At 61.8% G+C, this 22,514-nt stretch carries 23 protein-coding genes and 1 pseudogene; 13 read left to right on the forward strand and 11 right to left on the reverse strand.

Translation table 11 applies throughout. The features are described 5' to 3' along the window. Nucleotides 1–11 precede the first annotated feature (11 nt). On the reverse strand, nucleotides 12–938 hold the full coding sequence (locus EFD55_RS24560; RefSeq protein WP_183736843.1) for an ArsR/SmtB family transcription factor: 927 nt from the start codon (nucleotides 936–938) through the stop codon (nucleotides 12–14). Nucleotides 939–1,030: 92 nt separating this feature from the next. After that, nucleotides 1,031–2,320 (reverse strand): cytochrome-c peroxidase, encoded by a 1,290-nt coding sequence (locus EFD55_RS24565; RefSeq protein WP_125848315.1) that lies wholly within the window; start codon nucleotides 2,318–2,320, stop codon nucleotides 1,031–1,033. Nucleotides 2,321–2,518: 198 nt separating this feature from the next. Between EFD55_RS24565 and EFD55_RS24570 the strand changes: the two genes are divergently transcribed. Continuing rightward, the gene (locus tag EFD55_RS24570) at nucleotides 2,519–4,063 is read left to right on the forward strand and encodes an acid phosphatase (RefSeq protein ID WP_125848317.1); all 1,545 of its coding nucleotides are present in this window, start codon (nucleotides 2,519–2,521) and stop codon (nucleotides 4,061–4,063) included. A gap of 52 nt (nucleotides 4,064–4,115) precedes the next feature. On the opposite strand, the gene EFD55_RS24575 is transcribed toward EFD55_RS24570, so the two are convergent. Continuing rightward, on the reverse strand, nucleotides 4,116–4,874 hold the full coding sequence (locus tag EFD55_RS24575) for an IclR family transcriptional regulator domain-containing protein (RefSeq protein WP_125848319.1): 759 nt from the start codon (nucleotides 4,872–4,874) through the stop codon (nucleotides 4,116–4,118). Nucleotides 4,875–5,030: 156 nt separating this feature from the next. Between EFD55_RS24575 and EFD55_RS24580 the strand changes: the two genes are divergently transcribed. The 9 genes from EFD55_RS24580 to ligD all read left to right on the forward strand — a co-directional run bounded on the left by EFD55_RS24580 (nucleotide 5,031) and on the right by ligD (nucleotide 14,933). After that, on the forward strand, nucleotides 5,031–5,738 hold the full coding sequence (locus EFD55_RS24580) for a 3-oxoacid CoA-transferase subunit A (RefSeq protein WP_125848321.1): 708 nt from the start codon (nucleotides 5,031–5,033) through the stop codon (nucleotides 5,736–5,738). Further along, nucleotides 5,735–6,424 (forward strand): CoA transferase subunit B, encoded by a 690-nt coding sequence (locus EFD55_RS24585; protein WP_125848323.1) that lies wholly within the window; start codon nucleotides 5,735–5,737, stop codon nucleotides 6,422–6,424. The genes EFD55_RS24580 and EFD55_RS24585 overlap by 4 nt, the downstream gene beginning before the upstream one ends. Before the next feature lie 10 nt (nucleotides 6,425–6,434). After that, nucleotides 6,435–7,640: a 3-oxoadipyl-CoA thiolase gene (gene pcaF / locus EFD55_RS24590; protein ID WP_125848325.1), complete on the forward strand. Its 1,206-nt coding sequence runs from the start codon at nucleotides 6,435–6,437 to the stop codon at nucleotides 7,638–7,640. Nucleotides 7,641–7,689: 49 nt separating this feature from the next. Continuing rightward, nucleotides 7,690–8,172 (forward strand): GNAT family N-acetyltransferase, encoded by a 483-nt coding sequence (locus tag EFD55_RS24595; protein WP_125848327.1) that lies wholly within the window; start codon nucleotides 7,690–7,692, stop codon nucleotides 8,170–8,172. 235 nt (nucleotides 8,173–8,407) lie between these two features. Further along, nucleotides 8,408–9,622 (forward strand): MFS transporter, encoded by a 1,215-nt coding sequence (locus EFD55_RS24600; RefSeq protein WP_125848329.1) that lies wholly within the window; start codon nucleotides 8,408–8,410, stop codon nucleotides 9,620–9,622. 361 nt (nucleotides 9,623–9,983) lie between these two features. Further along, nucleotides 9,984–10,778, forward strand: coding sequence for an SDR family NAD(P)-dependent oxidoreductase (locus tag EFD55_RS24605; RefSeq protein WP_125848331.1), 795 nt, complete (start codon nucleotides 9,984–9,986; stop codon nucleotides 10,776–10,778). 103 nt (nucleotides 10,779–10,881) lie between these two features. After that, nucleotides 10,882–13,038 (forward strand): glycogen debranching protein GlgX, encoded by a 2,157-nt coding sequence (gene glgX, locus EFD55_RS24610; protein WP_125848333.1) that lies wholly within the window; start codon nucleotides 10,882–10,884, stop codon nucleotides 13,036–13,038. 15 nt (nucleotides 13,039–13,053) lie between these two features. Further along, entirely contained in the window at nucleotides 13,054–14,061 is a 1,008-nt protein-coding gene (locus EFD55_RS24615; protein ID WP_125848335.1) for a DNA topoisomerase IB, read from the forward strand. After that, a complete protein-coding gene (gene ligD / locus EFD55_RS24620) occupies nucleotides 14,058–14,933 on the forward strand; it encodes a non-homologous end-joining DNA ligase (protein WP_125848337.1) in 876 nt (291 codons plus the stop codon). The genes EFD55_RS24615 and ligD overlap by 4 nt, the downstream gene beginning before the upstream one ends. A gap of 12 nt (nucleotides 14,934–14,945) precedes the next feature. On the opposite strand, the pseudogene EFD55_RS24625 reads toward ligD, so the two are convergent. The 5 genes and pseudogenes from EFD55_RS24625 to EFD55_RS24645 form a co-directional block, all read right to left on the reverse strand. Then, nucleotides 14,946–15,670 (reverse strand): annotated as a pseudogene (locus EFD55_RS24625) (glutathione S-transferase). A gap of 6 nt (nucleotides 15,671–15,676) precedes the next feature. After that, complete coding sequence (locus tag EFD55_RS24630; protein WP_125848339.1) at nucleotides 15,677–15,967, reverse strand: DUF3175 domain-containing protein; 291 nt, start codon at nucleotides 15,965–15,967, stop codon at nucleotides 15,677–15,679. A 239-nt stretch (nucleotides 15,968–16,206) separates the two neighbouring features. Then, entirely contained in the window at nucleotides 16,207–16,380 is a 174-nt protein-coding gene (locus EFD55_RS33285) for a hypothetical protein (RefSeq protein WP_165504863.1), read from the reverse strand. A gap of 348 nt (nucleotides 16,381–16,728) precedes the next feature. After that, complete coding sequence (locus EFD55_RS24640; RefSeq protein ID WP_125848343.1) at nucleotides 16,729–16,986, reverse strand: DUF2934 domain-containing protein; 258 nt, start codon at nucleotides 16,984–16,986, stop codon at nucleotides 16,729–16,731. A 142-nt stretch (nucleotides 16,987–17,128) separates the two neighbouring features. Then, nucleotides 17,129–17,770, reverse strand: a complete 642-nt coding sequence (locus EFD55_RS24645; RefSeq protein WP_125848345.1) for a UdgX family uracil-DNA binding protein — start codon at nucleotides 17,768–17,770, stop codon at nucleotides 17,129–17,131. Nucleotides 17,771–17,933: 163 nt separating this feature from the next. Here EFD55_RS24645 and EFD55_RS24650 point away from each other — a divergent pair, with 163 nt between their 5' ends. Further along, a complete protein-coding gene (locus EFD55_RS24650) occupies nucleotides 17,934–19,397 on the forward strand; it encodes a phospholipase D-like domain-containing protein (RefSeq protein ID WP_125848503.1) in 1,464 nt (487 codons plus the stop codon). A 94-nt stretch (nucleotides 19,398–19,491) separates the two neighbouring features. Beyond that, nucleotides 19,492–20,307: an endonuclease/exonuclease/phosphatase family protein gene (locus tag EFD55_RS24655; protein ID WP_125848348.1), complete on the forward strand. Its 816-nt coding sequence runs from the start codon at nucleotides 19,492–19,494 to the stop codon at nucleotides 20,305–20,307. A gap of 35 nt (nucleotides 20,308–20,342) precedes the next feature. On the opposite strand, the gene EFD55_RS24660 is transcribed toward EFD55_RS24655, so the two are convergent. After that, nucleotides 20,343–20,915, reverse strand: a complete 573-nt coding sequence (locus EFD55_RS24660; RefSeq protein ID WP_125848350.1) for a hypothetical protein — start codon at nucleotides 20,913–20,915, stop codon at nucleotides 20,343–20,345. A 112-nt stretch (nucleotides 20,916–21,027) separates the two neighbouring features. Beyond that, nucleotides 21,028–21,153 carry a hypothetical protein gene (locus tag EFD55_RS34140; RefSeq protein ID WP_281039995.1) on the reverse strand — a complete coding sequence of 42 codons (126 nt, stop codon included), beginning with the start codon at nucleotides 21,151–21,153 and terminating at the stop codon, nucleotides 21,028–21,030. Between the two features lie 89 nt (nucleotides 21,154–21,242). Here EFD55_RS34140 and EFD55_RS24665 point away from each other — a divergent pair, with 89 nt between their 5' ends. Then, complete coding sequence (locus tag EFD55_RS24665; RefSeq protein ID WP_125848352.1) at nucleotides 21,243–22,133, forward strand: LysR substrate-binding domain-containing protein; 891 nt, start codon at nucleotides 21,243–21,245, stop codon at nucleotides 22,131–22,133. Between the two features lie 68 nt (nucleotides 22,134–22,201). On the opposite strand, the gene EFD55_RS34345 is transcribed toward EFD55_RS24665, so the two are convergent. Continuing rightward, the gene (locus tag EFD55_RS34345) at nucleotides 22,202–22,465 is read right to left on the reverse strand and encodes a putative quinol monooxygenase (RefSeq protein WP_125848354.1); all 264 of its coding nucleotides are present in this window, start codon (nucleotides 22,463–22,465) and stop codon (nucleotides 22,202–22,204) included. Between the last annotated feature and the right edge of the window lie 49 nt (nucleotides 22,466–22,514).

Below are 22,514 nucleotides of genomic sequence, written 5' to 3' on the forward strand. Positions count from 1 at the left end.
ATATTTATTGATTAGACATGCAGTCGCATGATGATGTCGCGGCCATGATTTCCGAAACCGCGGCCGAAAATATTCACGCCGCCGGTATGGCCGGCATTCTCCGCGATGCCGACCCGGAGACGAATGGAAGAGTGCTGGGCAAGCGCGAGATCGCTGAGCGTGACATTCGATGCGGCGACGCCGTCTATGAAGGTTCCGCGCGTGGAGATGCGCCAGGTCTTCATCATCCCGTATTGCGAGCCCTCGAGCTTCCACCATGCCGGCGTGAAGGCGCCGCGCTTGTCGCCGTAGTCGCCGGGGGACGTCCAGGTTCCGATGGCCATCCCATTGACCCAGAGCGTTATGTCGGAGGGCCAGTCCGGATTGGTGCCCGGCACCTCGGACGACAGCTCCAGCGAAAACTCGATGGCGCGGATATCCTTGTTCAACACCTTGGCATTATTGGGGAATTTATATTCCACATATCCCCTGCCGAACCAGACGAGCCCGGCCTGCATGCGCTGGGGATCAAGAAAATAGTCGGGAACATCGAGCGGGCCGATGACGCTCTCGGTGGAGCAGAGACCACATGGAGCATGGACGTCGCAACTGGTGTAGAGCCCGACCGGCATCTCGACTTCGATGATGTTGTTGGCCCTCTGAGCCGCGCTTTCCTCGAAGCTGATCAGAATTTCGCTGTAGATCGCAGAGCAGATCTTCTGATTTCCCTTCCGTGCCTTCGTCAGTTGGGAGTCGACAAGCCGGGCGTCTTCCAAAATCTGGATACCGGTTGCGACGGTGGATTGGGGGAGGGAAAGAGTCCGCGCGATATCGTTGATATTCATCGGTCCTTTGGCGCAGAGCAACCTGAGTATCTCAACCCGTGCCGGTGCCGAAAGCGCGCGCAATGCATCATTATTCTCGCCGGCGGCAATCGTCAAAAACGAGCGTTCCATCATTTCCCCATCATTTCCGATGAAATGATGTATATCGTAAATTATGATACATCAAGTGGGAGGCCTCGTTTTCGCCGCCGGTGCTGCGGCAATCCCTAGTGCCCGCTCGCCTCTGGCTGCAAGTCGGCATCCGTCAGCGTCCCGAGGAAGGCGACGATGTCGTCGATTTCGGGATCGGTGAGGGCAGGCGCATCGCCGGGCTTCCTGCCGAAGGGGGGATCCTGGTTGAGATTGTCCCAATAGGCTTGCGGCAGCTCGTCATATTTACGGACCGTGCCGTCTGAATTTTTCGGATACCAGCGGCCGGGATCGCTGTCGCGCGTCGCATAGAAGGAGACGACGTCGCGCAGCGAGTGGAAATAGCCGTTGTGGAAGAAACTCTTCTTCAGCGCGACATTGCGTAGCGTCGGCGTGCGGAACAGGCCGCAATAGTCGCTGCGTCCGGCAAAGTCGGTGCGCTGAGGGCCGCAGAGGCCGAGATCGTGATAGTCGGGGTCGGCGTTGGCCGGTATCGCCATGTTGCGTGGTGCGGCGAGCCCGAGAAAACCGAAATCGGAAAATTGCGGCGGCTCGCCGTCATTGGCGGGTTCGCTGAGGTGACAGCTCGAACAGTTGCCCTTGGCTGGATCTTCGAACAGCTGCCGTCCACTCAATTCCTGAGCGGTCAGCGTCGCCTTGCCGGCGAGGAAGGCGTCGTAGCGGCTGGAATAGGGATAGAAATCGGGACCGCTCTGTTCGAAGGTGCCGAGCGCCTCGACGGCGGCGTCGAAGGCCTCTTGCGGATTGTCGAACACGGTTGCGCCGAAGGCCGCCTCGATATCCCCAGCATAGGGCGCCTTGCGCAATTTCGCTGCGACCTCCGCGGCATCCTTGTTGCCCATCTCGAAGGGCGAGAGCAGCGGGAGCTTTGCCTGATCGGCGCCGTGATCGACCCTGCCGTCCCAGGTCAGGCCGCCCGTCGGGCCGTTGTCGACGCTCTCGTCGCCCTCGTCCTCGGAATCGTAATAATGCTCGGTGAAGGATGGCACCGCCTGCAGATAGCGTAGCGTCGGAACGGCGCGCAGACCCGGCCGGTCCATGTGTTCGCCGCCCATTTCGACCGGCTCGGCCGATGCCGGGCCGAAGGCATGACTGGGATCATGGCAGGAGGCGCAGGCCTGGAGCCCCGAGGCCGACAGCGAGGGATCGAAGAAGATCTTGCGGCCGAGCGCGGTCAGCGTTTCTGCCCGAGCGAAGGCGTCAGTGCGCGACATCGGCCCGGGATGCAGGCCGGCAGCGGCCGCCGCGCTGCTATGCCGCAGGGGAAGAATGGCCAGGCAGAGCGCCGCCGTGGCCATGCCGATCCCCAGACCGGACCGCGCAAGCCAGAATATCTTTGTCGTCATAATAAGGATTCCAATAGCTTAGCAATGCTTTCCGCCATGATCGAACCTCGCTGCAACAAATTGATGACGGCTATTCCGCTGCTGTCTCGCGGCAACTGCGATGTCACAAAGTTGATAGACGGCGGGAATAGCGTCGGCTCGCCCCCGAGCGTTCCCCGCTCCCTCTAGCCAACGCCCCCAGCCATGAGGTTACTAGCCGTGAAAAGATTGAAACTCCTCAACTCCATCTGCCTCGCCGGATCGGCCATCGTGCCGTTCGCCATGGTGACGGCTGCCCATGCGGCGCCGGCCGGTTACGACAAGATCGACAATATCGTCGTCATCTATGCCGAAAACCGCAGTTTCGATAATCTCTACGGCGGTTTCCCCGGCGCCAACGGCCTCGCCAATGTCAGCGCTGAGCAGGCGCACCAGCTCGACCGGAACGGCCAGCCGCTCTCCGAACTGCCGCCGGCCTGGGGCGGCCTGACCGCCAAGGGCGTGACGCCTCCCGTCACCGAGGCGCAGTCGGCCCATCTTGCCAACGCCACCTTCGCGATCGACGATCCCAAGGGCTTTGCGCAGGCGCCTTCGGTCATCACCCGCGACCTCTGGCATCGTTTCTATCAGGAGCAGATGCAGATCGACGGTGGCAAGAACGACAAGTTCGTCGCTTGGGCCGATTCCGGCAGCCTCGTCATGGGCCATTATGACGGCTCTATCCTGCCGATGTGGCAGGTCGCGAAGAAGTACGTCCTTGCCGACAACTTCTTCCAGGGCGCCTTCGGCGGCTCGTTCCTCAATCACTTCGCGCTGGTCTGCGCCTGCGCGCCCTATTATCCCGATGCCGACAAGAGCCCGGCCAAGCCTGTGATCGCCAAGGTCGATGCGGATGGCACGTCGCTTGTTGTGGCGGAGAACGCACCGAAGTCGGCGTTGGAAGGCGCACCGAAATTCGTCTCCGACGGCACGCTGACGCCCGACTTCTACGCCGTCAACACCATGCAGCCGCCCTACGAGCCGAGCGCCAACCCGCCGGCCAAGGACGGCGATCCGGCCTATGCCGATCCCGCTGCCGCAACGACACTGCCGCCGCAGCATGCGATTACCATCGGCGACCTATTGTCGCTGAAGGGGGTCAGCTGGGCGTGGTATGGCGGCGCCTGGCAGGCGGCGCTCGACGGCAAGAACGCCACGCCGGTGCCGAACTTCCAGTTCCACCACCAGCCGTTCAACTATTTCGCCAATTTCGCACCCGGCACGCCCGCGCGCAGCGAACATCTCAGGGATGGTGGTCTTGCCGGCGAAGCTTTCCTCAAGGACATCGACGACGGCAAGCTGCCGGCCGTCTCCTTCTACAAGCCGCAGGGCAACCTCAACGAACATGGCGGTTATGCCGACGTGTCGAGCGGCGACAAGCACCTTGCCGATATCGTCTCCCACCTCGAAAAGAGCCCGCAATGGGGCCATATGCTCGTCATCGTCACCTATGACGAGAATGGCGGCTTCTGGGATCACGTCGCGCCGCCGAAGGCCGACCGCTGGGGTCCGGGCAACCGCATTCCGGCCTTCGTCATCTCGCCCTTCGCCAAGGGCGGCACGATCGATCATACACAATACGACACGACCTCGATCATCCGCCTGATCACCGCGCGCTATGATCTGCCTGTTTTGCCCGGTATCGTCGCTCGCGACGAGGCGCTGCGCAACAACGGTCAGCCGCCGATGGGCGACCTGACCACCTCGCTCGACCTGACTCACTGACGATTGGGAGCACTCCTGTCACTGACCGGAGTGCTCCATCTTGAGTCCGTCGTCACCGGCGCAGCAGCGGCCGCAATGCGGCTTGCGTTTCCTTCAGCAGCGACAGGTACCGCTCCTTCATCTCCGCGGCCGGGACGAGGGCGGCCGGCGCGCCGATGTTGATCGCCGCGACCGTTTCGCCGCGGTCGTTATCGACAGGCACGGCGATGGAGCAGAGGCCGATCTCCAGCTCCTGGTCGATGACGGCATAACCTTCGGCGCGGACGCGGCGGAATTCGGCGATCAGCTCGTCCGGGTCGGTCCTCGTCTTCGGGGTGTTTTGTTTCAGCTCGCTGCGAGCAAGGATGGCGCGCGCTTCGCTCTCGGCGAGAGCCGCAAGCAGCACGCGGCCCATCGAGGCGCAGTAGGCTGGCAGGCGGCTGCCGGGGGTGAGATTAATCGACATGACGCGACGCTGCGAGGCACGGGCGATATAAACGATTTCGGTGCCGTCGAGCACTGAGGCCGAGGCGCTCTGGCCGGCTTTCTCCGAGAGAAGATCAAGATGCGGCTGAAGCAGCGCCGGCAACGGCGTGGCGGCGAGATAGGCATGGCCAAGCCGCAGGATCTTCGGCGTTAGCGTAAAGAACTTGCCATCGTAATCGGCATAACCGAGTTCGGCGAGCGTCAGCAGCGAGCGGCGCACAGTGGCGCGGTCGAGCTCCGTCAGCTTCGACGCCTCGGCGATGGAAAGCCGCTGCCGCGTTTCACCGAAAGCTTCGATCACTTTAAGGCCGCGGCCGAAGCCGCTGACGAAATCCGTTTCGCGCATGAGGTCCGATCTCCACTCTGCCTTGGCCATTGTGTGCGATATATGAACAAATGTCAAATAACGCACAAAATTCTTGCCGCATAGCCCGTCGCAGCTTATGTCTGACACCGAGGAAGGGATGAGCAGTTTCCCGACCGTAGCCAAGGGAGATCCCGCATGGACAAGACAGTCGGGAGCACGGCGGAGGCCGTCTCTGAGATCGGTGATGGCGCGACGGTCATGATCGGTGGTTTTGGTGGGTCGGGCGCGCCGATCGAGTTGATCCATGCCCTGATCGACAAGGGCCCCAGGAACCTCACGGTCATCAACAACAATGCCGGCAACGGGCGCATCGGCATCGCCGCAATGATCGATGCCGGCATGGTTCGGAAGATGATCTGCTCGTTCCCGCGATCGTCGGATCCACGCGCGTTCACGGATAAATACCTGGCAGGCGAAATCGAACTCGAACTGGTGCCGCAGGGAACGCTTGCCGAGCGCATCCGCGCCGGCGGAGCGGGCATTCCGGCTTTCTACACGCCCACGGCCTATGGCACCGAACTTGCGGAAGGCAAGGTCATCGCCGAATTCGATGGCCGCCATTATGTGCAGGAGCGCTGGCTGAAGGCCGACTTCGCGATCGTGAAGGCTGAGATCGGTGATGTCCACGGCAACCTCACCTACAACAAGGCCGGCCGAAACTTCAATCCGCTGATGTGCATGGCGGCAGCCAAGACGATCGCCCAGGTCTCATCGATCGTGCCGGCCGGCGGCATCGATCCCGAGGACGTGGTAACGCCTGGTATTTTCGTCGACCATGTCGTCGCCGTCCCCGATCCCCAGCAGGAAGAAGAGCTCATTCGAGCCGGAGTGGCCTACGTATGACCATCGATATCAGGGAAGACATCAAGCTTTCCAATGCGCAGATCGCCTGGCGCGCCGCGCAGGACATCGCCGACGGCGCCTATGTCAATCTCGGCATCGGCTTTCCCGAAATGGTCGCCCGCTACCAGCCGCCCGGTCGCGAAGCGATCTTCCACACGGAAAACGGCATCCTGAATTTCGGCGAGCCGCCAGCTGAAGGCGAAGAAGACTGGAACCTGATCAATGCCGGCAAGAAGGCGGTGACGCTGAAGCCGGGTGCTGCCTTCTTCCACCACGCCGACAGCTTCGCCATGGTGCGCGGCGGCCATCTCGACGTTGCGATCCTCGGCGCCTATCAGGTCGCAGAGAATGGCGACCTCGCCAACTGGCGGGTGGGCAGCAAAGGTGTGCCGGCCGTCGGCGGCGCCATGGACCTCGTGCACGGCGCCAAGCAGGTCTGCGTCATCACCGAGCATGTCACCAAAACAGGCGAACCGAAGCTGGTGGAGAAATGCACCTTCCCGCTGACCGGCGTCGCCTGCATCACCCGCGTCTATACGAGCCATGCCGTCATCGACATCGTCGATGGACACTTCGTCCTGCGGGAGAAGTTGGCCGCGATGTCGCTGCAGGAATTGCAGGCCATGACCGGCGCACCGCTCCATGTCGAGGGGCCGGTTGCCGACCTTGTTGTTCCCAAACTCTAAGGAAAAAGCCATGACCGAAGCCTTTATCTGCGACTATATCAGGACGCCGATCGGCCGCTTCGCCGGCTCGCTCTCCCAGGTGCGCGCCGACGATCTCGGCGCAATCCCGCTGAAGGCGCTGATGGAGCGAAACGGTGCCGTCGATTGGGACGCTGTCGATGACGTGATCTTCGGCTGCGCCAACCAGGCGGGCGAGGACAACCGCAATGTTGCGCGTATGTCGGCCCTATTGGCCGGCCTGCCGATCACGGTTCCGGGCACGACGATCAACCGGCTCTGCGGCTCCGGAATGGATGCGGTCATCACCGCGGCGCGCGCCATCCGCTCCGGCGAGGCCGAGTTGATGGTCGCGGGCGGCGTCGAGAGCATGTCGCGCGCGCCCTTCGTCATGCCGAAGGCCGAGACGGCCTTTTCGCGCGCGGCCGAAATTCACGACACGACGATCGGCTGGCGCTTCGTCAACCCGCTGATGAAGAAGCAATATGGCGTCGATTCCATGCCGGAGACCGGCGAGAACGTTGCCGAGGATTATCATGTCAACCGCGAGGATCAGGATACCTTCGCGGTGCGAAGCCAGGCGAAGGCGGCGGCCGCCCAGGCGAACGGACGGCTGGCGAAGGAGATCACCCCTGTCACCATCCCGCAGCGCAAGGGCGATCCTGTCGTGGTCGAGAAGGACGAGCATCCGCGCGCGACGACGATCGAGGCGCTGGCGAAACTCGCAACGCCTTTCAAAAAGGAGGGCGGCACGGTGACGGCAGGCAATGCCTCCGGCGTCAATGACGGGGCGGCGGCGCTGATCATCGCTTCCGAAGCTGCGGCGCGGAAATATGGCCTGACGCCGATTGCCCGCGTTCTCGGCGGCGCGGCTGCAGCCGTTCCGCCAAGGGTGATGGGTGTCGGGCCGATCCCGGCCTCGCGCAAGCTGATGGCGCGGCTCGGCATGACACAGGACCAGTTCGACGTCATCGAGCTCAACGAGGCCTTTGCCAGCCAGGGGCTGGCGGTGCTGCGCGCGCTCGGCATTGCTGATGACGACGAGCGGGTCAACCGCAATGGTGGCGCGATCGCCCTCGGTCATCCCTTAGGCATGTCGGGCGCCCGCATCACCGGCACGGCAGCGCTGGAGCTTGCCGAAGCCCGCGGAAAATATTCGCTGTCGACGATGTGCATCGGCGTCGGGCAGGGGATCGCCATCGCACTCGAAAGGGTTTGAGGTCGGTCAATCCATTGCACGCAATGCCCGGCTTCGATAGAAGTCGGGCATGCTGATCAGACCCGCAAGCAAGGACGATAAAAGCGCGATCTGGAGGATCGTCGGTCCGACGATCCGCGCCGGCGAGACCTATGCGCTCGACCGCGATCTCAGTGAGGCCGATGCGCTGGCCTACTGGATGGGGCCGGACCGCGAGACCTTCATCGCCGAAGAGAACGGCGTTATCCTCGGCACATATTACATTAAGGCCAATCAGGCAGGCGGCGGACGGCATGTCTGCAACTGCGGCTACATGACCGACCCCGCAGCAGGCGGCCGCGGCGTCGCTCGCCGGATGCATGAACATTCCCTGGAACATGCCCGCTTGAGGGGCTTTCGAGCCATGCAGTTCAACTTCGTCGTCAGCAGCAATAAACGCGCGGTTCAGCTCTGGCAGTCCCTCGGCTTCGAGATCGTCGGCCGTCTTCCCGGCGTCTTCCTTCATCCCACCGAGGGTTATGTCGACGCTTTGGTGATGTTTCGTAATCTCTAAAACAGTTCGGGCAAAAGTGTGCAGTTGTTTTGCGGCAACGACATGCGGGAAATTAAAGGCCTAAAGTGGCAAGCGAACCTGAAAGATCGCGACGCCCTCTAGCTATGCGGCGAGCCAAAAAAAGATGCGAGCGCGCTGTCGAAAACGTAGCAGCTCGAGCGTCTTTAGATCGCAGGCGCGGCGGAGAGAGCCGCTGGCGTCGCGATCACTCTGTCGGCATGGAGGTTATGGAGCCATGAGTGTTTCCTATCGATGGGTCATTGTCGCCACCGGCGCATTGATGAGCTGCGTTGCAATCGGGGCGATGTTTTCGCTGGCGATTTTCCAGGAGCCTGTCGCAACGGCGACGGGCTGGTCACATGTCGGCATCGCAAGCGCGATGACGCTCAATTTCATCGTCATGGGCTTCGGCGGATTCCTTTGGGGCGCGGCGAGCGATCGCTTCGGCCCGCGCGTCGTCGTGCTGATCGGAGCGGTGCTGCTCGGGCTGGCACTGGTCCTGGCGAGCCGCGCCCAGACGCTGCTACAGTTCCAGCTGACCTACGGCATCTTCGTCGGGCTGGCCGCCAGCACCTTCTTTGCGCCGATGATCGCGACGACCATCGGATGGTTCGACGAAAATCGTGGGCTTGCCGTGTCGCTCGTCTCTGCCGGCATGGGGGTCGCGCCGATGACCATCTCGCCTTTCGCGCGCTGGCTCATCTCGACCTATGAATGGCGTCCCGCCATGCTGATCATCGGTGTTGCGGTCTGGGTGCTGCTCATACCGGCCGCCTTTCTGGTCAGGCGTCCGCCTGCGGAGGCTGTCGAGACGAGTGCGGATTTCGTGGCGGAAGGAGCTAAGCCGCGGCTGTCGCAGGTTTTCCTATCGCCGCAATTCATCGTGCTCGGGCTGACCTTCTTTGCCTGTTGCGCGGCGCATTCCGGGCCGATTTTCCATATGGTGAGCTATGCGACGATCTGCGGTGTGGCGCCGATGGCCGCCGTCAGCATCTACAGCGTCGAAGGTCTTGCGGGGCTGGGCGGCCGGCTGCTTTATGGCAGCCTTGCCGACAGGATCGGGGTGAAGCCGGTTCTCATCGCCGGCCTGCTGGTGCAGGCGGCCGCGCTCGCGACCTATCTCTTCGTCAGCCGGCTCGGCGAATTCTATGCGCTCGCCATTATCTTCGGCAGCGCCTATGGCGGTGTGATGCCGCTTTATGCGGTGCTGGCGCGTGAATATTTTGGGCCGCGCATCCTCGGCACTGTCTTCGGCGCGGCGACGATGCTCTCCAGCCTCGGCATGGCCTTCGGGCCTCTCGTCGGCGGTTGGATATTCGACACTTTCGGCAATTATTCCTGGCTGTTCATCGGCTCGGCGATGGTTGGGCTGGGGGCTGCGGGGATGGCGCTCGCTTTCCCGCCTCTCGCCCGCCGGGAGCAGGAGGCAGTCTTGGGCATGGCGGCGTAGCGAGATCCGGTCGAGGAGCTCGGCGAGCGCGGCCCTCATCCGGCTGCCGCCACCTTTGTCGGGGGGGGGGAGCCACGTGTCTCGCCCCGTCCATCGGACCCCCGCTTGCGGGTAGAAGGGACATGTCGCGACCTCTCGATTCCTCGCCAACATCTCGCAGGGCACGTTCCCTCTCCCCGTTTTTTACGGGGAGAGGGTTAGGGTGAGGGGCAGCTATTCGTGCGAACGAGATAGCCGTGGCATTCCCCCACGACACAAATCTCCCGCTTTCGTGCATTGCCCATCATCGATTTCGACTGATAGACTTCCCCAATCTGTTTCATCACCTATGTCTTTGGTTTTTCGGGAGGCCATCGTCGCCATGGTAGAACTTGCGCAATCGCTCGCATCCATCAAACTGCCGGATCTCTCCGGCAAGGCCGTCCTGATAACCGGCGCCTCGACCGGGATCGGTGCGGCCGCCGCCCGCGCCTTTGCGGCTCAAGGGGCCAAGGTCGGCGTGCATTACAATGCCAGCCGCGAACCGGCCGAGAAGCTCGGCGAGGAGATCCGCGCTGCCGGCGGCACCGTGTATCTCATCCAGGGCGACGTCTCGCGGGAAGGCGAGACCGAGCGCGTCGTCGAAGAGACGGCCAAGACCTTCGGCCATCTCGACGGGCTCATCAACAATGCCGGCGGCATGCTCGGGCGCAAGCCGACCTCCGAATACACCGACGCGCATTATGCCGCGGTCATGGACCTCAACGCCCGCTCGGTGCTGGCGGCGACGCGTGCCGCGCATCCGTGGCTGAAGAAGCAGGGTGGCTTCATCATCAACACCACCTCGATCGCCGCGCGCAACGGCGGCGGCAACGGTGCGATCCTTTATGCGGCGTCCAAAGGCTTCGTCTCGACGATCACGCGCGGCCATGCCAAGGAATTCGTCGCCGACAGGATCCGCGTCAATGCGGTGGCGCCGGGTGTCATCGCCACGCCCTTCCATGAGCGTTACACCGATGACGAGCAGATGGAGCTGCAGCGCAGATCGATCCCGATGGGCTTCGTCGGCACATCAGAGGACTGCGTCGGAGCCTATCTCTTTCTCGCCTCGCCAACGCTGTCGGGCTACATCACCGGCCAGATCATCGAGGTCAATGGCGGCCAACTGATGCCGTAAAGGCATCCGTCAGCGAGCACCAGCGTTCCCTTTTCCCTTTCATAAGGGAACTTTCGAACCGCCGTGACGTTTCCCGCTTGGTCTTTTCAGCAAGCGGGGCATCATGAGCTTTTCATTTTCGGAACTCGACTTCCTCAAGCCGGAGCTAGGGGCGGAGTATACGGGTTCTGGCACCCATTTCGCGGTATTCTCCGCTCATGCGGAACAAATGGAGCTCTGCCTCTTCTCTCCCGACGGAAAGGATGAGATTGCCCGGCTGCCGCTGCCGAAGCGCGAAGGTGATATCTGGTCCGGCTATATCGCCGGCATCGGGCCGGGCACCGTCTACGGCTATCGAGCCCACGGTCCCTATGACCCGCAAGCCGGTCATCGCTTCAACCCGAACAAGCTCCTGCTCGACCCCTATGCCAAGCAGGTCACGGGCGAGTTGACATGGGACGACGCGCTGTTCGGTTATCAGATCGGCGAAGACGATCTTTCCTTCGACGAGCGTGACAGCGCCCCCTTCACGGTCAAGGGCGTGGTTCAGGATCCGGACTTCGATTGGGCCGGTGAAGAGGCGATCCGCCGTCCCTGGCCCGACACGATCATCTACGAGGCGCATGTGCGCGGCCTGACGATGACACATCCGAAGGTGCCCGACCGGCTGCGCGGCACCTTTCTCGGCATGTGCAGCGATCCGATCATCGACCATCTCGTCAAGCTCGGCATCTCGGCGATCGAGCTTCTGCCGATCCAATTTTTCCTCGACGATCGCTATCTCCTGGAAAACAACCTGCGCAATTATTGGGGCTACCAGACCCTCGGCTTCTTCGCGCCGCAATCACGCTACATGTCCGGCGACAAGATCACCGAGATCAAGACCATGGTGAAGAAGTTTCATGCCGCCGGCATCGAAGTCATCATGGACGTGGTCTACAATCACACCGCCGAGGGCAGCGAGAAAGGGCCGACGCTGTCTTTCCGCGGGCTCGACAATGCGAGCTATTACATCCTCTCCCCCGATGATCCGCGCCATACCTTCGATACGACGGGCACCGGCAATACGCTGAACGTCGCCCATCCTATGGTGATGCGCATGGTGCTCGACAGCCTGCGCTACTGGGTGGGCGTCATGCATATCGACGGCTTCCGCTTCGATCTCGCCAGCACGCTCGGCCGACAGGATCTGGAATTCGACCGTCAGGGCGGCTTCTTTGGCGCTATCCGGCAGGATCCGATCCTGTCAGGCGTCAAGCTGATCGCCGAACCCTGGGATATCGGCGAGGGCGGTTATCAGGTCGGCGGCTTCCCGCATCCCTTCCGCGAATGGAACGACAAGTTCCGCGACGATGTGCGCCGTTTCTGGAAAGGCGATGGCGGCATGGTGTCGGAGGTGGCGGCCCGGGTCACCGGTTCGGCGCCGCAGTTCAACCATTCCGACCGGGGGGCGACCTCCTCGGTCAATCTTCTGTCGGCCCATGACGGTTTCACGCTGATGGACACGGTGTCCTTCGACAGCAAGCACAATGAGGCGAACGGCGAGGATAACCGGGACGGCCATTCGGACAATCATTCCGACAATATGGGCGCCGAGGGCGCGACGGATAATGCCGATATCAACGTGGCGCGGGCGCGGCGCCGGCGCAATATGATGGCGACGCTGATGCTCTCCCAGGGCGTGCCGATGATGCTGGCCGGCGACGAGCTCGGCAACAGCCAGGACGGCAACAACAACGCCTATTGCCAGGACAATGAAATCGGCTGGACCGATTGGGCGGGGCTCGACGATCCCTTTCTCGGTTTCTGCCAACAGGCGGTCGCATTCCGCAAGGCTCATCCCGTGCTGCGGCAGGAGCGGTTCCTGACGGGAGAGGTCAGCGAGGACGGGCGCATCGAGATCGCCTGGTACAAGCCGGACGGCAGTTTCATGGACGACGGCGCCTGGAATGACGACGGATTGCAGGTGCTCGGCGTCTATCTCTCGAGGAGCGTGTATGCACCTGCCACCGAAACGGTGGACGACCTCTTCGTCGTCTTCAATGCCGGTGGCGACTGCAAGGTTCACCTGCCTGTGGTGAACGGGCTCAGACAATGGTCGAGGGTTCTCGACACGGGGACGGAGACGGAAGCCTTCGAGGTGCACGAGCAGGACAATCCGGTCATCGTCTATGCCCAGAGCGTGGCGGTTTTCGCACCGAAAGGACAGACCGAACCGCCGAAGGGCGCGACAAAAGCCGAGCGCCGGCGCTGGTTCCAGTTCGGCCGCAGGAGCAAGTAGCAGGTCGCCGAAAACATGAATGCCGAAGCCATCACCGAACTTGGTCTCGTCTATGTCAGCGATACCGAACCAGGCATCCGCAGACGCAGGAAGGGCAAGGGCTTCAGCTATGTGATGCCTGACGGCAAGACGCTTTCAGACCAATCGCAGCGGGCGCGCATCAGCGCGCTCGGTCTGCCGCCGGCCTATGAGAATGTCTGGATCTGCCTCTACGACAACGGCCATCTGCAGGCGACCGGCTTCGATGCGCGCGGGCGCAAGCAATACCGCTACCACAAGGAATGGCAATCCTTCCGAAGTGCCGGAAAATTCCATCAGCTGATCGAGTTCGGCCGGGCGCTGCCGAGGATACGCCGCACGGTGCTGCGTCACCTCGACACCGGTGCGGAAGATATCAACGGTGTGCTTGCGGCTTTAACGACACTGCTCGACGAGGCGCATTTGCGCGTCGGCAACCAGGCCTATGTCAGGGAAAACGACACCTATGGCGCCACGACGCTGCTGAAGCGCCACCTGAAGATCGTCGACGGGCAGATAGAGTTGAAATTTCGCGCCAAGGGCGGCAAGCGCGTTCAGCGCAGTCTCAAACATCCGAGGCTGCAGAAGATCCTGGAGGAGATAGCCGATCTGCCCGGGCGCCAACTCTTCGTCTGGAAGGATGAAAGCGGTGCGTTGAAGCCGATCGATTCCGGCCGGTTGAACAGCTATCTCGCCGAGATTTCGGGCATCCCCATTTCGGCGAAGACCTTCCGCACCTGGGCGGGATCGCTGGCAGCCTTCGGCGCGGCGCGCGAGAGGATCGCAAGCGGCAGCCGGCCGACGGTGAAGGACATGTCGGAGGCCGCGGCCGGGGCACTGCACAACACGCCGGCGATCGCGCGCTCGAGTTATATCCATCCCGCGATCATCGCGCTTGCTGGCAACGACCATCCGCTGATCGAAAGCGGCAGCGAGCCGCTGCGGGGCTTGCGGGCCGAGGAAAACAGGCTACTTGATTTCCTGACACGCGAGATCGAAGAATGAGCCCCAGAACTCCGCCGGCATCTGATGTATCGCTGACCCATCCCGACCGGCTCTACTGGCCGGACGAGGGCGTGACCAAGCAGGCCCTCGCGGATTACTATGCTGCGGTCTGGCCATTCATGGCGCCTCATGTCGTCAATCGGCCGCTGGCGCTGCTGCGTCTGCCGGACGGGATAAAGGCCCAACAGCGGTTTTTCCAGAAACATGCCTGGAAGGGCATGAATCCGCATATCAAGGAGATCGCCGACCCACAGGATCCGGACGGCGAAAAGCTGCTGCGCATCGCCGATTTCAATGGCCTGGTGGCGCTGGTGCAATCGGCCGTGCTGGAAATCCATCCCTGGGGGACGACGACCGACGATTGGGAAAGACCCGATATGATCACCATGGACCTCGATCCCGGCGAGGACGTCGCCTGGTCCGCGGTGATCGCTGCCGCATTTGACGTGAAGGCGCGGCTGGAAGCGCGTCTGGCTGCCTTCGTCAAGACGTCGGGTGGCAAGGGGTTGCATGTGGTGACGCCGCTTGCGCCGAAGGCCGGCTGGACCGAGGTCAAGGATTTCGCCCATTCACTTGCCGAAAGCATGTCGGCAGACGCGCCACAGAAATATCTGGCAACCGCGACGAAGGCAAAACGCAGCGGGCATATCTACATCGATTATCTCCGCAACGGCCGCGGCAGCACAGCGGTTGCGGCCTATTCGACGCGGGCACGAGCGGGTGCGCCGGTTTCGATGCCGCTGGATTGGCAGGAATTGCAGGAGTTAGCCGGCCCGACCGCCTTCACGCTCGCCAATGTGGCGCAGCGACTGGAGACCCGGCCGAAAGACCCGTGGGGCGATTTCTTCGATGCGGCGGTGCCGCTCGCATAAACGGCTCTTGCCTCATCCCGTGCTGTCGAGCTCGGGATAGTGCCGAAAAATCCCTTCCTCGTTGAAGGCGAGGCGGCGGGGGGAGGCGAGATAGCGGGCGATATTCGGACGCTTCGCCACAGCATCATGCAGGGCCAGCAGGGCGGGATATTCAGCCTTGCGGTTCGCCATGGCTTTCGGGAAGGCATAGGCCAGGCCCTCGATCACCTGAAAGAGCGAGAGATCGCATAGGTCAGCGCATCGCCGACTATATGGTTGCGGCCTTTCGGGTTCTGCCGCAACACGCGCTCGAAATAACCGAGGAATTTCGGGATGCGTTCGCGGATGAAGGCGGCTGAGCGGGCTTTTGCTTCCGGCTTCTGGTCCTCGTAGTAGAGCGAGGTGTCGATCGGGTGATGCGTATCGTGCACTTCGGCGACGAAATCGGTGATGGTCAGCTGCAGCCCGTTGACGGCATGGCGGAGCCCTTCGTCCTCAGGCGCCAGACCGAGCTTCGGCCCGAGATAGAACAGGATGTTGGCGACGTGCGGGATGATGAGGTCGCCGTCTTTCAGGAAGGGCGGCGCAAAGGGAATGTGCGGCTCGCTTTCGCTCTCCATGACGGCGAACATGGCACCCGTACCGCGCGTGGGCTGGCGGGTGACGTCGATGTAATCGGCGCCGGCTTCTTCCAGCGCAAGCCGGACGAATTCACCGCGGCCCTGGATGCCGTCCCAGTAGTAAAGCTCGTATGCCATCCGCACCTAACCCTTTGGTTCCCGACCGAAGTCTTTTCGCAGTTCGTCCTTGGCTTTTTCAAGGGTGCCTCGCCGCTTTTTTGTCAGCTGGTCGCCAGCGCGGTTGACGTAGAAGGTGAGCATCGACATCGCGGCGCGAAAGGGGCTCGATTTGCGGCGATGGCTTTCCTCCGCGGAATGCTTGACGGAGCGGGCAATCTTCTTCGGATCATCCGGTGTGAACACGCCTTCCTTCAGGTCCATCGCGTCGCTGTGTTCGGTGACGTCCTGCGACCATTTCTTCTTCGATTTGGCCATGTCGAAAATCCTTTTGCCGGATGCGGCCGGCGGTAAGTCACCGTCGCCTCTTCTGGCTTGCAAAGAGATCGAACCAGTCAGGAGCTCAAAAGTTCCGGCCATATGGTCATCGATCGCAAAGGTGTGGATTCGGAGAAGGGCCGCGAGAGCATCGGATAACACATCGTCAAAGCCGATGGAAAAGGCGCGATCGACATCAACGGCAAGGGATCGCCGGTCTGTGGGCGTGCCTGTGACCTCTATTTTCGATAGAGTTTTTGCGATGCAGCGAAGGCGCGGCTGATGTCGAAGGAGGGCAGTTGCAGCGGCGCGCGCGGATCTCGGAAAACCAGGCCGACGAGATTGTCGACGATAAGAATGAACCCGACTGCAAGACCGAGATAGAGCAGGGCGGCGATGAGCAGGAGCGACATCTCCATCCCTCACACGATCCCGGCCGGAAGGCGGCCGCTGGCTCTAGAGGGCGGAAGGAAATGAATATTGGCGTGGACGTCGTTCATGGCAACTTCCCCTGTTTCGCCATAAACAATCCGTGCATCTTCTGGTTCCCGGAACAGGCTGTGTTCTCGGGATCGTCGCGCGGGCGCAAATTTTTGGAGAAGCCTCAAAGCATGCAGTATCATCCGGCCTCTGTTCACCCCCGCATAAAAAGCCGCCCTCACAATTCAATAAAGCACAACTAATTCAGGCATATGACAAACCAGGTTGAAGGGCGTCGCGAGGGCGCCCTTTTTTAGTCGACTTGCTCGATATGCCTGTGCTCAGGACGCCGTCTTGCGGCTCGCGGTCCGCTTCGGCGCCGGTTTAACGACACCGTTGGTCGTCTTGCTGCCCGTCACAGTGCGTTTTGCCTTGGCCTTGACTTCCTTGCCGTTGGAAGTTGCTGCCGAACCCTCGAGCGTGTCTCGCTCGTGTCGTGCCTGTTCCCAATGGATGGAATCTCGCCCTGTCGGGTAACCCTCTTCTTCCCAGAGGGCGTATGCACGTTTTTTGATCCACTCTTCCCGAGTTTCTGCCATCGCTGATCTCCAGTCACATGATGCCGTCGTTCGAACGCGATACTGCCGAGATGGTTCCAGAGGAGGGGAACTCTTTCAAGCGAAATCGCGCTACAACCGTAAATATTTCGCGTTGCAGCATATCAGGGTTGAGAATCGCCCTTCATTCAGCCCGAAACTCGACAGCCTTGTGCAGATCTGAGACGAAATCCCGGCGTTGTCGGCGCTGGTCCGCCTCGTCGCGGATGCGCAGCAGATAAGAGGGATGGATGGTGACCAGAACAGGCGGACGGTTTGCCGGATGGAGGATATGGCCGCGCTCCGGCGTCAACTTCACCTTCGGCCCGAGCAGCGCATAAAGTGCGCTTGCGCCGAGCGCCACGACGAGTTTCGGCTGCAGGATATTGAGTTCGGCGCCAAGCCACCAGGCGCAACGCCTGATCTCGCCCGCATTCGGCTTCGAATGCAGCCGCCGTTTGCCGCGCGGCGTAAATTTGAAATGCTTGACCGCATTGGTGACGTAGCAGCGCTGACGATCGAGGCCGGCCTCATCAAGGCAGCGATCAAGCAGGCGTCCGGCCGGGCCGACGAAGGGCCTGCCGGTCAGATCTTCCTGGTCGCCCGGCTGCTCGCCGACGAGGACGATCTCGACGGTACCGGGGCCTTCGCCGAAGACGATCTGCGTGGCATGCCTGTAGAGGTCACAGCGGGTGCAGCCTTCTGCCTGATGCCGGAGCTCGGCGATGTTTTCGGCATCCGCGACGTCAAGCGCGAGGGCGGGACCGGCGCTTGCGGCGATGTTCATGGTGCGATCCTTATCTCCTCGGGATCAATCGATCGCATAGGGAATTGTTCCGGCGGCGGAGCGGCTGACGTGGGCGGCAAAATAATCACGGCGAAAAATTTCGCGTCATGGGAGAACGGCGGTGTGATTGAACGCCGCCGTTTCGCGGCTATATTCGCCAGCGATGTTCTATCTCTTGTCGACCTACTGGCCGCATATCCTCTTTGTCGTTTCGATCGCCATGGGGACCACGGCGGCGATCCATGCCGCCATGACCAAGGAGGAGGTGCGTGCCGCGACTGGCTGGGTCGGCGTCATCATCCTGTCTCCGATCATCGGGGCTCTGCTCTATGCGATTGCCGGCATCAACCGCATTCGCCGGAAATCGCTGAGCATCCGTCGCGACGCGCTGCTGCGCGCGGCCGAGATCGACGAGCTTGAGACTTTCGATGCCGAGACCGAGACGGTGATCAGCCAGTTCGGCCGCCGCTTTGCGGCGCTGCAGACGCTGGGCGACCGGGTGACGCGCAATCCGCTGACATCGGGCAACACCATCGACATGCTGGAGACCGGCGACGAGGCCTATGCGGCGATGAAGTCGATCATCGACGAGGCGACGCGCAGCATCCTGCTCGAAACCTATATTTTCGATCGTGACGCGATCGGTCTTCGCATCGCCGATGCGCTGATTGCGGCGGCGCGGCGCGGTGTGGAGGTCCGAGTGCTGATTGATGCGGTCGGCGCGCGGTATTCGGTGCCGAGCATTCTCGGCCACCTCAAGGAGGGCGGCGTCACCGTCGCCGTCTTCAACGGCAACGTCATCATGGGTTTGCGGCTGCCCTATGCCAACCTGCGCACCCACCGCAAGATCCTGATCGTCGACGGTAAAATCGGGCTGACGGGCGGAATGAACATCAGGGCAGGCTTCAGCGAAGAGGCGACGGGCGAGAGCTTTGCCCACGACACGCATTTCAGCGTCACCGGCCCTGTCGTGGCTGACCTTTTCGACCTTGCCGCCGAAGACTGGCGCTTCTCCACCCAGGAACTGTTGAACGGTGAGGTCTGGCGCATCGAGCCGCCGCAGCGCAGTCCCGGCGATCCTATCCTGATGCGTGTCGTCGCCTCGGGGCCAGACCGGAGCGTGGAAACCAACCACAAGATGCTGATGGGCGCCTTTTCCGTGGCGCGCCGGTCGATCCGTATCATGTCGCCCTATTTCCTGCCGGATCGGGAGCTCATCAGTTCCCTGGTGACGGCGGCGCGGCGCGGCGTCGAAGTCGACATCGTCGTGCCTGATGTCAACAACCTCATGCTGGTCGACCGGGCGATGACGGCGCAATTCGACCAGATCCTCAAGAATTACTGCCGCATCTGGCGCTCGACCGGCAGTTTCAGCCATTCGAAGCTGCTGACGATCGACGGCACCTGGGCCTATGTCGGCTCCTCCAATCTCGACCCGCGCTCGCTCAGGCTGAACTTCGAGGTCGATCTCGAAGTGCTGAACGAGGGCTTTGCTGCCGAGATCGACGAACATATCGAGGAAACCCTGAAGTCGGCAACGCCGGTGACGCTGGAGGGGCTGCGCGCGCGGCCTTTCCCGGTGCGACTGCTCGAGAAGGTGCTATGGCTGGGCTCGCCCTATCTCTGAGCGGATTTTTCTGTGATCGGACATGGCAAGTTCTGCCGTCATGCCTATACTCCGAGAGAAGCCTTTTTGATCAACGGAACAAGTGCGCCGTCCGATGCTCGCCAAAAGAGACAGTCTTCCCTCCAGCATTCTCGCCTCGATCAGGAGCAGGAAAAAGCGGCTCGATCCGGCCTACACCGAGGCAAGGCCGCGCAGCGCGGGAACGCTGATCGCCTCCTACAATGTGCACAAATGCGTCGGCACCGACAGGCGCTTCGATCCGGAACGCACCAGCAGGGTGATCCATGAAATCGGCGCCGACGTGATCGCGTTGCAGGAGGCCGATACACGCTTCGGCGAGCGCACCGGCATTCTCGATCTCGGCCGGCTGGAGCGGGAGACGGGACTGATCCCGGTGCCGGTGGCCGGCATGGCGAAAGCGCATGGCTGGCATGGTAATGTCGTGCTCTTCAAGAAGGGACTGGTGCATGACGTGCACCAGGTCAAGCTGCCGGGACTGGAGCCGCGCGGCGCGCTGGTCGCCGAAATCGAACTCGAAGAGGGCGGGGTGCTGCGCATCATCGCCGCGCATTTCGGCCTGTTGCGCCATAGCAGAGCCCAGCAGGCCCGGACACTCGTCGAACTCATCAACGACAAGCACGAGATGCCGACCATCCTGCTCGGCGACCTGAACGAATGGCGGCTCGGCGACAGTTCGTCGCTCAACACTTTCCAATCCGCCTTCGGAGAGCTGCCGCCCGCCACCCCGAGCTTTCCCGCCGGCCTGCCGCTGCTGGCGCTCGACCGCATCATCGCCAATCGCAAGGGCATCATTTCGGAGGTCGAAGCGCACGACACGCCGCTGGCGCGCATTGCCTCAGACCACTTGCCGATCAAGGCGCTTGTCGATCTGAAGCCGGCGGGCGGTTAGAATCCGCTGGGGTCAGCGAGTTCGTCGAGTATCTCTCACCTTGAGCGAAACAAGCCCGTGAGACGGCGAAGCCGCTGGACCCACAACAACGGATCGGTCATTTCAGAGGAGGACGACGCGGTCAGCCGGTCAAGGCGAGGCAGGAGAAATGCAGCCCAATCGTCGAGATCACTTTTGCTGAAATAAGGCAGCCAGACGTCGGAAGGAGCGTCCCATTGTTTTGGATTTGCTCGAACCAGATCGCCCAGTTTTACCAATAGGGTTCCGCCGTCCTCTCCGACAACTTCAACCTCCGGGTCAGGATCGGGCCTGGGAAGGCGCGCGATGATGCGCTCTTCCAAATCCTTGCCGATGGCTCGATCCTCTTCGTTTAAGCGACGAAGTATCCTCGTGTCGCCAGCGGGGCCAGAGCCTTGTGTCATGTTGATCGTAAATTTGCTGCCCAAAACGCTGTTGGAATGCTGGGATATTTGTAGCCAACAAACCCTTCTGCCACGGGCAAAGCTGCACTTGCCCGTTTGCGATTTCCAGCCAAGTTCCTGAAATCTCGAAGCCAGCAGCGAACGCATATGTCGATGAAAGTCCCGGCTTTTCACATAGTCGCGCATGCTTCGGCCTATCCTTGGGCTATACCCTTCCTCGGAGCATCCCATGGCATGCTCGAAGGCACAATGGACGCTTGCGTGGCAGCAAGCGTCCATTGGCGTGGGTATCTGAAAATCATGTTGCGATACCGGATTTAGAACCCTGTCGAAAGGGATTGCGTTTGTGACCCTCGATCGGCCGCGGCTGAAAGGTCGCGAGCGTGATGACGTCGCGCAGGATCTCGAATATTCGCTTACACATCGACATCTCTCCTTCGCGATCATTTGGCCCCTCTTGCCTGGCGCGTTCAAACGAGTTTATCGTCGCTTTCGAATGACTTGAGGTTATGGATGAAGCGCGGACGCTTGCCATTGACGGCCTTGCGCACATTCGAGGTCGCCGGCCGTCTCGAAAGCTTCACGCTGGCTGCGCAGGAGCTGTTCATTTCGCAGGCGGCGGTCAGCCGGCAGATCCGCGAGCTGGAAGCGCTACTGGGCGGAGCGCTTTTCGAGCGGCGCCATCGCAGCGTCCATCTCACCCCCTCCGGAGCCAGGCTGCTCGCCATCCTGACGCAATCCTTCGACCGGATCGATGAATGCCTGGAAGAGATCCGCGGCAGGCCGAGGGCTGCGGCTGTGACGGTCAGCGCGGAACCTTCCTTTGCGGCATGCTGGCTCGTTTCTCGCCTGCCGGAGTTTCGCGAGCGGCATCCCGATATCGACGTGACGATCGACTCCGATCCGCGGTTGGTCGAATTCCGAAGCGGGCAGGCGGAGATCGCCATCCGCCACGGTGCTGTCGCGACCGCCTGGCCAAGGGCCGAGAGCGAACATCTTGCCGATGTCAGGATGATAGCGGTCGTAGCACCTGCACTGCTCGAGGCAGGGCCTGCGATCGAGCGGCCACAGGACATTCTGCGTCATACGCTACTGCACGAAGAAAACAGGGACGTGTGGTCGCGTTGGTTCGAGGCAGCGGGTGCTGCGATGCCGGAAACGGCGCGGGGGCCGGTCTATGCCGACGGCGGCCTGGTGATGCAGGCCGTTCTGCGCGGGCAGGGCATAGCGCTGATGGACGAGATCTTCGCCGAGGAGGAGATCAAAGCGGGCCGGCTGCTTCGCCTCTTCGATCTCGCCATTCCCCTCGGCGCCTACTGGCTGGTCGCGCGCAGTTTCGACCGGCTCAGCCCGGCCGCCTCGCTCTTCGTTCGCTGGATCAGGTCCCGGATCGAAGAGCCTTGAAGGCGGCCGCTACCGGTGAAGCTCGGCCGCCGTCGCATGACGGCGCTACGCCTCCTGAAAATAGAAACTCACCGGCGGGCTCGCGAGGTGGGACATGACATGATCCCATCCACCGTTCGCCACGATGGCCTCGACATGCGCTTGATGTTCGACCTCGACCCCCACGTCTCTATCAGCGAGACGGACGTTGGCTCGTCGATCTTCTGAAGGATGCGAATGTCCTCGCAGCCAGCGGTTCCCGGAAGCTCTGCCTTCACTGTTGCAAGAAGCTCCAGAAATGCCGTCAGCTTATCGGGTTTTGTCTCGAATGCGATGGTCAGTAATATGCTCATGTCGTTTCTCCAGTGGGTTTGTCTTCTGGAGCGGTTCTCTCAAACCAAC

This window comes from Rhizobium pisi, from assembly GCF_003938655.1.
GTDB lineage: Bacteria > Pseudomonadota > Alphaproteobacteria > Rhizobiales > Rhizobiaceae > Rhizobium > Rhizobium pisi.